The sequence below is a fragment of the Pantoea deleyi genome (assembly GCF_022647325.1).
Lineage (GTDB): Bacteria > Pseudomonadota > Gammaproteobacteria > Enterobacterales > Enterobacteriaceae > Pantoea > Pantoea deleyi.
The window spans coordinates 2,451,469-2,463,830 of sequence record NZ_CP071405.1 but is presented as its reverse complement, the minus strand read 5'-3'; the positions used below and the strand labels follow the sequence as shown (position 1 = coordinate 2,463,830).

Below are 12,362 nucleotides of genomic sequence, written 5' to 3'. Positions count from 1 at the left end.
CAGCTTTATTTAGGATGAAATGGCCCGATTTAAAGTGTCTGTATCGTACTGGTGTGTAAGGTTATTGTAAGTTTTTCTACATTTTTTCTTGAGGTTTTCAATTCCAACGCCATAATGTGCGCATAAAAAATACCAGATATACATTTTGTAACACATTTGCTACATGGACAGGTTATGCAGCTCGAAACAAAAGGACTTATTAAAGCGCTGGCATTTCTGCCTTGCGCCCTCCTGATTAATGCGCAGGTAGTGCAGGCTGCACCGGGTGATGAGCAGTTGCAGCATCAGCAGGAGCAACAGAAAGCGCGTCAGCAGCGGCTGATGCCGCAGGTACCTGATATTCGTCTTTCGGAGAAGGTTCCTTCACCTTCCCATCTGAATTTTCCGCAGGAAACACCCTGTTTTGTTATCCAGCAGGTCAGCCTGTCCGGGCTGGAGGCGATGCCGCACTGGGTGCCACTACGGCGCCTGGCCAGTCAGGCAAATGGCCACTGTCTCGGTGTAAAAGGGATTAGCCAGTTGATGAGCACGCTGCAAAACCGGCTGATTAATCACGGCTGGGTAACGACGCGCGTGCTGGCACCGCAGCAGGATTTGCGTCAGGGTGTACTGCACCTGCTGATCGTGCCTGGCAAAATCCACAAGGTAGAGCTTTCATCATCTTCCTCCCGTTACGTCAGCCTGTGGCCAGCATTGCCAGCCCATGCCGGTAATCTCCTGGATTTGCGCGATATCGAGCAGGGGCTGGAAAATCTGCAGCGCCTGCCGACTGTGGAAGCGCGTATGGCGCTGCGTCCGGGACTCAATCCGGGTGAGAGCGACATTGTGATTGAACGCACTCAGCATCGCTTCTGGCGCCTCGGCGTGTGGCTCGATGACTCGGGTACTGAAAGTACCGGCCGCTATCAGAGCGGAATTATGCTGGCGCTTGATAATCCGACTTCACTGAGCGATCTCTTCTATCTGACCGCCAGCCGCGACCTGGGATTTGCGGGCAGAAAAAGCAGCAAAAGCCTGTCGGGGCATTATTCGGTGCCTTTTGGCTACTGGTTATTTGGTCTTACCGCCAGCGATTACGACTATCACCAGACTGTCGCAGGTTACAGCCGCGATTTTCTCTATGCCGGGAAGAGCCGAACGCTGGATGCGCAGGTCAGCCGGGTGATCTATCGTAACGCCGCCGCTAAAACCAGCGTCAGTGCCGACGTACTGGTTAAAGCGTCGCGTAACTTCATCAATGATACGGAAATTACCAGCCAGGAGCGTCGAACCAGCGCATGGCGGCTTGGTCTGTCTCACCGGCATTATATCGGCCCGGCCACGCTGGACGCCGGTGTCAGTTATCAGCGTGGTACCCGCTGGTTCGGGGCACTGCCTGCGTGGGAGGAGTCATATCACGACTCCACCTACGCTACCGCGCTATCTAAAATTCTCACCTGGCAGGCGGGCCTCACTACGCCGTTTTCGCTGGGAAATCAGCGTTTAAGTTACAACATCCAATACCGACGCCAGATGAGTAACACCCCGCTGACACCGCAGGATGAGTTCGCGATTGGCAATCGCTGGACAGTGCGTGGTTTCGATGGGGAACGCACCCTCAGTGCCAGCCGGGGCTGGACTGTACAGAACACGCTGGCCTGGCAGACGCCGCTGCCTGCTCAGGAACTTTATCTGGGTGCTGACTATGGCGAGGTGGGAGGCAACAGTGCCTCTCAGGGCGGGCCGCTGGGACGTCATCTGGCGGGTGGTGTTGTCGGATTACGCGGCGGCATCATACCTGCCGGGGTCAGTTACGACTTTTTTGCGGGAATTCCGCTGTCGAAACCGGACGGCTTCAAAACCGATCCTGTGACTTTTGGTTTCAGCGTGAACTGGAATTACTGAATCCTTCATCAATATTGCTGACAATGGACTGTGCGCATTATGAATAAACTTTGCTATCGCCTTATTTTCAATCGGGTTCGCGGCATGTTAGTGGTGGTATCTGACATCACCCGCAGCGGCTATTCGCGCGTTGCCCGATGCCGTCAGCGCACCTCTCATTCAGAGACGCAGGTACGGATTTCACCGCTCAGCTTTGTACTCTGGCTGGCGGCAGGGGTGGTCAGCCTGCCGGCGCAGGCCAATATTGTGGCCGACAGCAGTGCGCCAGGCAGCCAGCAGCCCACCGTCATGGCCACTGCTAACGGTCTGCCGCAAATCAACATTCAGACGCCAAACAGTCAGGGCGTCTCACGCAATCAGTACAGTCAGCTCGACGTCGATGCGCGTGGCGCAATCCTGAACAACAGTCATCAGAACAGCGCCACTCAACTTGGCGGCATGGTGGCGGCTAACCCATGGCTTTCAAAGCAGGAAGCGACGGTCATACTCAACGAAGTGAATAGCCGTAATCCCAGCCAGCTGAACGGGTTTATTGAAGTGGCGGGTAAACGGGCTGCCGTAGTTATCGCTAACCCCTCAGGCATTACCTGTAACGGCTGTGGATTTATTAACGCCAGCCGCAATACGCTTACCACCGGCCAGGCACTGATCGAAAACGGTCAGCTCAAGGGGTTTGATGTGAATGGCGGCCGCATCAATATCGAAGGTAAGGGCCTGAATGACAGCGATGCGGACTATACCCAGATCATCGCGCAGTCGGTGGCGGTTAACGCGAAAGTTCATGCCCGTGAACTTAATGTGGTTACGGGCAGGAATCAGGTTACGGCTGAAGGCAACGTCACCACAGTAAAAACGGATGATGGGGCAACACGCCCTGAGTTTGCACTGGACGTCGCGGCAATCGGTGGTATGTATGCCCATAAAATCACCCTGACCGGTACCGAGAAAGGTGTGGGTGTGCGCAATGCTGGCGAGCTGGGGGCCAGCGCAGGTGAACTGCATCTGACGGCAGATGGCAGGCTGGAAAACAGTGGTACCTTGCAAAGTCAGGCTGCACTGCAGATAGCCAGCACTGGCGATCTACAGAATAAGGGAAATATCGTCTCACAGCAGGATGTGACGCTGACCTCCGGCGGCACGCTGCGCAACAGCGGACTGGTAAGCGCTGGCAGTAACACAACGCTTACTGCCAGCACGCTTGAGAATACCGCTGACAGCACCCTGGCGGCAGGCGTTGACAGCAATGGCACATTGAGTCAGCCCGGCAATTTACTGCTGACCAGTCAGGGTAACCTTACAGCACAGGGCAAAAATCTGGCGCATAACCAGATTCAGGCGCGGGGAGCCCAGGTCGATATGACCGGCAGCCAGACTTCGGCTGATGCTATTGTGCTGACGTCTACCCAGACAAACATCAGCACCCAGGGGGCAACCATAGCGGGCAGCACGCTCGAAGTTCAGTCTGCAACGAACCTTAATAATGATGATGGCAAGCTGGCTGCTGGCAGACTGACTGTTTCAGCGCAAAACATCAGTAACAATCGTGGTCTGCTACGCCAGCAAAACCGTGAAACCCTGGCTATTTCCACTGGTTCATTGTTTAACAATCAGGGCACGCTGAGCAATGAGGGCGATACCCGGCTGCGGGCTCAGCACATTGAAAACCGGGGCGGACTCATTTCAGGTAACGGCGATTCACTGTGGCTTGAAACGCCATCGCTTGATAATCAGGGCGGCACGGTGCAACTGGCAGGCAGCGGCGCGCTGAATCTAAATGCGACTCGCCTCGATGGAAATAAGGGCAATCTGTTATCAGCGGGTGCGCTAACACTCGGCGGTGAAAGGATTGATCTTTCAGAGGGACATACCCAGGCAGAGGCGCTGACACTGACAGCGGGCACGCTGGATAACCATCAGGGTCTGCTGTCGCAGCGTGGCACAGGCGAGATGGCGATCATGGCTTCAGGCGGTGCAGACAACCGCGATGGACGGATTGAGAGCGGCGGTAACCTGCATCTCACTTCAGGCAGCCTGGATAACAGTAGCGGCACGTTGCTGGCTGCTGGCAGTGGCAATCTGCAACTGCAGGTTCAGGAGACCCTGACAAACGCTCAGGGGGCGATACAGGCCAGCCGCAATCTGCAACTTACGGGTGGGCATCTGAATAATCAGCAGGGCCTTATTGCCTCAACTGGCGGTGATGCTACGCTGAAAACCCGCGAGGCTATTGATAACACGCAGGGCCGTATCGAAGCGAGCCGGCAGGTGACTCTGCGCAGTCAGGCGCTGAATAATCAGCGTGGAACCGTGCTGGGTAATGATGTAGATATCGATACGCAGCGGGGCGAACTGAACAATGTCAGCGGCAATCTGGTCGCGCGTACCGCTCTCAGCATTTCCAGTGGAAAAACGGACAATCAAACCGGACTGATCCAGTCAGGCGACGCTCTTACGCTCGATACACATGGGCAGGTGCTGAATAACCGCAACAGTGGCAAAGCAGGACTCATCAGCGGTGGCGCTTTACTTCTGTACAGTGGCGACCTTGATAACCAGAACGGCGTCATCGCCGCTGCGCAGCCTGCCCATATCAGCAGTGACCTGCTGACTAACATTGACGGCATCCTGATGTCGGACGGCGCAATGACGCTCAAGACAGGCAGGCTCGACAATCAGCGAGGCTTATTACAATCAGGTCAGGCGCTTTCTCTGGATACGCAGGGCGCGCAGCTGAACAATAGCGACAGCGGCGATCGTGGCGGCATTGTTGCGCGTGGCGATCTGCAACTCGTCACCGGAACGATACTGAGCGACCGGGGTGTTATTCAGGGGCAGAACCTGCTGATCGATACTCAGGGGCAGGCTGCTGATTTCAGGTCTGGCCTGATGAGTGCCAGAGGTGCGCTGGAGCTGAACAGCGGTGCGCTGGATAATCGTGGCGGTCGATTGCAGTCTGGCGGGGATATGCAGCTGAATACGCACGGAAAAGCCCTGAACAACGCGATGTCGGGGGGCATTGTTGCGGGAGCTAATCTTCAGGTCAGCAGTGGCGATCTCGACAACAGCAGCGGCACGCTGGTCTCGGCAGGTTCTGTACAACTGAATAGCGGCGTGCTGAAGAACGCGGATGGAATAATCAATGCCGATCGTGGACTGACGATTGAAAGCAGCCGCATTGATAATCAGCATGGTCTGCTTCAGGCGGGCCAGGCGTTATCAGTTAACACTCAGGGCGGAGAACTGCTTAACCGCGACAGCGGCGAGCGCGGTGGGCTGATTGCAGGAGGCGATCTGCTTCTGTTGAGCGGCCAGATCGATGGCCGTAATGGTGTAATGCTGGGCCAGAATGTCCGCATCGACACCCATCAGCAGACCTTCGATCATCAGCAGGGGCAACTGGGCGCTAAAGGCACGCTGCAACTGGATAGCGGATTGCTCAACAACCGTGCAGGCAGGATGGAGTCGGGTGGCGATCTCAATCTGGATACCCATGGCAACGAGCTCATTAACCGTGACAGTGGCGCGGCAGGCGGCCTGTTCAGTGCGGGTATCCTGAAGCTCTACAGCGGCACGCTGGATAACCTGCGTGGTTTTATCACCGGCAGCAAAGGGGCACAGATTGCGGCAGGCGACATTCACAACCAGTCCGGCACGCTGACGGGCGGTAAAGGACGGCTTAATCTCACCAGTGGCGAGCTGCAGAACCAGGGCGGCCTGTTACAGGCCGGCAGCGACATGACGCTGGACACCCAGGGCCACGCCCTGATCAATCGCGACAGTGGCAGCCAGCGCGGCATCGTTGCCCTGAACAGTCTGGATCTGCGCAGTGGTGCGATTGATAACCAGACGGGCTTTATTGCCGCCGGAAACCAGGCCACGATCGGTGCCTCTGAGCTGAACAACAGTCAGGGACAAATCGCAGGTAATGGCGGCCTGTTGTTCAGCGGTCAGGCACTGAACAACAGTGACGGTAAACTGCAGTCGGCGGGGGATATCACCCTTAACACGTCCGGCCAGACGCTGGCTAACCAGCGCGGACTGATTGCCAGTGGCGGTAACCTTCACATCGACAGTGGCGCGCTGGATAACCAGCAGGGGCAGATACAGGGCGGCACCGATCTGACGCTCAATGCGGGACAAAATGCGCTGCTTAATCAGACAGGCAAACTCCTCTCGGCAGGCACGCTATCACTGACGGCAGGTCAGCTCACCAACAGCGACGGGCTGGTGCAAAGCGTCGGTGATGGCTTACTGTCGCTGAGCCAGCAACTCGATAACCGCAGCGGGCTGATTCAGGGCGGCCAGCAGATGACGATTACCACGCCATCGCTGATCAACCGCGATACCCGACAGAGCGGCAAAGGGATCGAAGCGGGCAGCTTAACCCTCGAAGCCGATACCCTGGATAACAGCCAGGGTGCGTTACGTGCAAACCAGCGGCTGGCATTAATCGTGAAGCAGGCGCTGGACAACGTCAGCGGGCTGATCTCCTCCGCCGATACCCTGACCATCCAGCAGAGTGCGCCAGCCCGGTCTGTGGCCTCTAAAACCCAGCAGCGTCGGACACTGGCCATCAATAATGCGCCGGGTCAGACGCTGACTATCAACAACCAGCAGGGCACCCTGATCGCCGATCACGACGTACAGATCAATGCGGCTGCGCTGAGCGGCGACGGGCAGGTGCTATCGCAGGGTGATCTTGGCATCGCCCTGGCGGGTGATTTCCATAATACCTCAGCGGTCAAAGCCAACGGCACACTGCGCCTGACGACAGGGGGCGACGTCACCAACGACGGCACCCTCGCGGCCCAGCAGGCGCTCTACCTGACTGCACAGAACGTCAATAATCAGGCAGGTGGTGAGATCAGCGGCGGACAGACCGACATCACGGCAGCGGACACCCTGAATAATTGCGGTCTGATTGATGGTGGCCTGACGCATCTGGTGGCGGGCGTGCTGAATAACAGCGGCACCGGTCGCATCTTTGGCGATCACATTGCCATTGCGGCCGCGCTGCTCAACAACCTCAGCGAAGGCGGCAAAGCGGCGGTGATTGCTGCACGTCAGCGAATGGATATTGCGGCGGGCACCCTGAACAATCGCGACCATGCGCTGATTTACAGTGATGGCGATCTGCATATTGGCGGCCAGCTGGATGCGAATTATCAGGCTACCGGACAGGGGCAGCAGCTCAACAATGACGGGGCAACCATTGAGGCCGGGCAGGATGCCACGATCAGCATGGTGGAAATCAACAATACCAACCGCCATCTGACCACGCAGGTCGTTACGACTGAAGATAGCCAGCACCATGACGCGGTGCTCAAAGGCCATACTGACCGCTTCGACTGGGCCAAAGTGGACACCAGCAAAAAAAATAAATATGGCGTGCACACGGCAAAAATGCCGGACGGCACCAGCGGCAGCGAGTTTTATGAGTATGACTACCGAAGAGTAGTGAAAGAAACCCAGATCCAGGAGAGCGATCCAGGCAAAATCCTGTCGGGCGGTAACATGACCTTTAGCGCTGACCGTCTCAACAACCACGACAGCCAGATCGTCGCAGGGGCCGTGCTGGGCGGGCAGATAGGCGAGCTGAATAATCAGGCGACGAAAGGAACGCGCGTCACCACGGACGACGGGAAATCGGTACGCTGGTACGCGAAGAAGAAGAAAAAGAAATTTGGCGGAACCAAAACGTCACAAGGTAGAGATAAAAAAACGTATCGCCCGGCACCAGTGACAGAGACCATCGATCTGCAGACGCTGAGCTGGCAGGCTAACGCCGCGCCGCAGGGAAATGGCTACCAGACCGGCAACCGGCAGCAGCAGGGCGTTACTGCGCAGGCCGACAGTATTGGCTCGCCTTCTCTTCAGCAGGCAGTTACCGCCGTGGCGCTGAGTGCCACGGATAGCGGCAGTACCTTACTGCCCGCCGGATTACGCTATGACAGCGCACTGACGCTGGACAAACTCGGCAGCCTCAAAGACCGGCCGCTGCTGTTACCAGCCGGTCAGCAGTTCTCGCTTACGCTGCCCGCAACAGTGGTCGACGGACAGACCATTACGCCGGTGATCCGCGCTGTCTCACCGGACATCCGTCTGCCGGATAACAGCCTCTACCAGTTGCAACCCGGGAGTGACAGCCACTACCTGGTCGAGACCGATCCGCGCTTTGTGAATCAGAAGCAGTGGCTCAGCAGCGACTACATGCAGAATGCCCTGACCACCGACAGCAGCCTGATTCTGAAGCGGCTGGGTGATGGTTATTACGAGCAGCGGCTGGTGCGCGATCAGATTATTCAGCTGACCGGCAGCCGCTACATCAGCGGATATGGCAGCGATGAAGATCAGTATCGCGGGCTGATGAATAATGGGGTAGCCTTTGGCAAAGCCTACAACCTGGAACTCGGCGTGGCGCTGACCCCGGCGCAGATGGCACTGCTCACCAGCGACATCGTCTGGCTGGTGAACCAGACCGTGACGCTGCCGGATGGCACACAGCAGACCGTGCTGGTGCCGCAGGTTTATGCGAAGGTAAAACAGGGTGACTTAACCGGCGACGGCGCGTTGATCGGGGGCGGTAGCGTGGCGCTGAACGCCCGCAACGACATCACCAACAGCGGGACCATTCAGGGCCGCGACGTGACGCAGCTGACGGCGCAGTCGCTGACTAACAGCGGTTACATCAGCGGCAACACGGTTAATCTTACCGCCCGTCAGGATATCACTAACCTCGGCGGCACCCTGCGTGGCGACAGTCAGCTTACGCTGCTGGCGGGGCGCGACATCACCAGCCAGTCCACGCTGCGCGGCGACGGCACCGACCGCTGGATCGATCGTCCGGCCGGTATCTACGTGCAGGGCAGTGACGGTGCGCTGACGCTGAGTGCGCTGAACAATATCACTCTGGCCGCCAGCGATATCGGCAACGCCGGAGAGAAGAGCACCACGACGATTCAGGCGGGCAATGACCTGACGCTCGGCACCCTCAGCACGCAGCACAGTGAAGACGACAGCTGGAACAGCAGCAACTACCGTCGCCTGTCACAGCAGAGCGACGCCGGGACACGCATCACCGCCGGTGGTGCGCTGGAACTGAGTGCCGGACAGGATATCCGCGCCACCGCTGCGGACGTCACGGCGGGCGGTGCACTGACCGCCCGTGCCGGACGCGATATCGTACTCAGCGCGGGCAACAGCCGCACCGATCTCACCGAACACAGTAAACAGACCAGCAAAGGACTGCTGTCGGGCAGCAGCCTGGAGACCCACGACGAGCTGCACAGCAGTCAGGCGCTCAGCACCACCCTGAGCGGCGACAGCGTCCGGCTTCAGGCGGGCCGCGACATTGGCGTGACCGGCAGCAACGTCGCCGGTACGCAGGATGTGGCGCTGACGGCGGGCCGCGATCTCAGCATCACGACCGCCACAGAAACGAATAATGAAGTGCATCAGCGCGAGGAGAAAAAATCGGGCCTGATGGGCACCGGCGGCATCGGTTTCACCGTGGGTCAGGCCATGCAGAAGAGCAGCACCGACGCCAGCGGTGCACTTAACCGCGGCAGCACGGTGGGCAGCAGCGACGGCAGCGTGACCCTCAGCGCCGGTAATCAGCTTACCGTGCACGGCAGCGACGTGATCGCCGGTCAGGATCTCTCCCTGAGCGGCAGCGACGTGACCGTCAGCGCAGCCGAAAACAGCCACACCGCGCTGACGAAGACCGAGCAGAAACAGAGTGGCCTGACGCTGGCGCTGTCCGGGACGGTGGGCGCGGCGCTGAACACGGCGGTGCAGACCGCCCGCACCGCCGATGAGAGCGATGATGGCCGGCTGAAGGCGCTGCAGGGAACCAAAGCGGCGCTGACGGCGGCGCAGGCCGCGCAGGCTTATCAGATGGACGGCGCGCAGACCGGTGCGGCGAACGCCAGAAACACCGCTTCGGACCTCAAACCGGGTGATAAAGGTTATGACGAAGGCTCCACCAGCTCGGTCGGGATCAGCCTCTCGTACGGCAGCCAGTCGTCGAAAAGCGAGACCCGCTCCGAAAGCCGCGAGGCGCAGGGCAGTACGCTGGGTGCGGGCGGTAATCTGAACATCGCCGCCACCGGCGCGCAGCCGGGCAGCGCGGGCGATATCCTCGTGCAGGGCAGCCAGCTGCAGGCGGGCGGCGACCTCGGGCTGACGGCGAAAAACGACATCAGCCTGCTTTCTGCGCAGAACAGCGAGCGCACCGACAGCACCAACAGCAGCAGGGGCGGCAGCGCCGGCATCGGGCTGACTGCCGGATCGGGCGGCTACGGCATCAGCGTGTCGGCCAGCGTCAACGCGGGTAAAGGCCGCGCAAACGGCAACGGGCTGACCCACACAGAGACCACGCTCACGGCGGGCAACGGGCTGAGCCTGAACGCCGGCCGTGACACCACGCTGACCGGGGCACAGGTGCGCGGCGAGAGCGTGAAGGTCGGCACCGGCCGCAACCTGACGCTGACCTCGGAGCAGGACAGCGACCGCTACGACAGCAAGCAGCAGAACGCCAGTGCGGGAGGCAGCTTCACCTTCGGCTCGATGACCGGGTCGGCGAGCGTGAACCTCAGCCAGGACAAAATGCACAGCAACTGGCAGAGCGTGGCCGAACAGACCGGCATCTTTGCCGGTCAGGGCGGCTTTGACGTGACGGCCGGTGAGCACACCCAGCTTAACGGTGCGGTCATCAGCTCCACCGCCAGCGCGGATAAAAACCGGCTCGACACCGGCACGCTGGGCTTCAGCAACATTGAGAACCACGCGGACTACAAAACCGAGCACCAGAGCGCGGGGATGAGCACCGGCGGCAGCATCGGCAGCCAGTTCGGGGGCAACATGGCGAACGGCCTGCTGGCGGGGCTGAACGGCAGCGGGAGCGCCTCGTCGGTGACGAAGGCGGCGGTGAGCGACGGCACGATTGTTATCCGTGATAAGGCGAAGCAGACGCAGGACGTGTCGGCGCTGAGCCGCGACGCAGAGGGGGCGAATCCGGGGCTGGATAAAATCTTCGATAAGGATAAAGAGCAGCGGCGGATGGAGACGGCGCAGCTGCTGGCGGAAACCGGCAGCCAGGCGGGGGACATCGCGCGGACGCAGGGTGAGATAGCGGCGACAAAGGCCGCTACTGAGAAGATGAAAAACATCTCGCCGGACCAGAGGAAGGACGCCGAAGCGCAGTGGCGGAAGGCGAATCCGGGTCATGAACCCACCACGGCCGACATCACCGGTCAGGTGTACCAGACGCTGTACAACCGGGCGATGCCGGACAGCGGAATGGGAACCGGCGGGGCAGTACAGCAGGGTATCAGCGCGGCGACGGCGGCGATACAGGGGCTGGCGGGCGGAAACGTAGCGCAGGCCTTGAGCGGCGCGGCGGCGCCGTACCTGGCGGAACAGATACATAAGCTGACGGAAGGCAACCCGCAAGCCAACCTGATGGCGCATGCTGTAGTTGGCGCAGTAGTGGCGCAGGCATCTGGTAACTCAGCGCTGGGCGGAGCGGCAGGTGCCGCGACCGCCTCCGCCGCAACTTCCGTGATAGCGAAAACGCTGTACGGTACGGATGACTATAGCAAACTGGATGAGGCGCAAAAGCAGACCATATCAACTCTGAGTACGCTGGCAAGTGGGCTGGCGGGCGGGCTTGCCGGAGACAGTGGAGCTTCAGCTGTTGCAGGGGCTCAGGCAGGAAAAAATACTTCTGAGAACAACGACATGTTCAATCTGCCGTCAGGGTTGAACAGTTATGGTAGTGCAGCCTCAACGCTTGGGACGTCAATGGAAGGTGCAGGAGCGACACCGAAAGAGATCAACGCGGCAATGAGTAAAAATGTTAAAGGTGATATGCCTGAAGGGGCAAATATAACCAAAGTTATCGTAAACGGTTATAAAGATGGTGTGTTGATTGCGGGTGCGTGGTATTTAGGCCCGGCGGCGTCGATAGGTAAGGTCGTGGGTGGTGCAGTAATCGCAGAAATAGCGAACGGGACATATCAGTGGTTTGATATAAACAGTTTCAAGAACCAGAGCTTGCCTGAAAACCAGCAAAAAAACTGGGATTACTGGGGCAGTGCTTCTGCGGCAGTAACGGGGGGATTGGCTCCGGGGCGCGGGGTATGGCAGAACGTGGGTATAGCCGCAGGTGGTACAATATTCACAGATGGAGCAGATGCGGTTGCCGTTAGTGGCTCAGTAGTCGGAGCTGCAGCCGGTGGCTTTTTTGGAAAATATGCTCCTATTGGAGTAGACAAAGTAATTGGTGGGAATAATATCCCTGACTTTATATATGATGTGATCGGATCTGGCGGCTCTGAAGTTATCAATGGTTTTACTAAAGAAGCATTAAAAACGCCGGTAGATAGCCAAGGTAAACAAGGGGCTGAAAAAAATGAAAAGTTACATTAAACTATTAATTTACTCATGTATTTTTTGCTGTGTTGTCTACTTTATTT

The 12,362-nt window shown here is 58.5% G+C and carries 2 protein-coding genes; both read left to right on the top strand.

Going from position 1 to position 12,362, the window contains the following annotated elements:
* Nucleotides 1-174: 174 nt before the first annotated feature.
* Nucleotides 175-1,884, top strand: coding sequence for a ShlB/FhaC/HecB family hemolysin secretion/activation protein (locus tag J1C59_RS11580; RefSeq protein WP_128084991.1), 1,710 nt, complete (start codon nt 175-177; stop codon nt 1,882-1,884).
* Nucleotides 1,885-1,968: 84 nt separating this feature from the next.
* On the top strand, nt 1,969-12,315 hold the full coding sequence (locus J1C59_RS11575; RefSeq protein ID WP_242281329.1) for a hemagglutinin repeat-containing protein: 10,347 nt from the start codon (nt 1,969-1,971) through the stop codon (nt 12,313-12,315).
* Nucleotides 12,316-12,362 lie beyond the last annotated feature (47 nt).

Excerpts from the sequence above, each read along its gene's own strand:
- J1C59_RS11580 (WP_128084991.1), top strand. The coding sequence starts at position 175 with ATGCAGCTCGAAACAAAAGGACTTATTAAAGCGCTGGCATTTCTGCCT.
- J1C59_RS11575 (WP_242281329.1), top strand. The coding sequence starts at position 1,969 with ATGTTAGTGGTGGTATCTGACATCACCCGCAGCGGCTATTCGCGCGTT.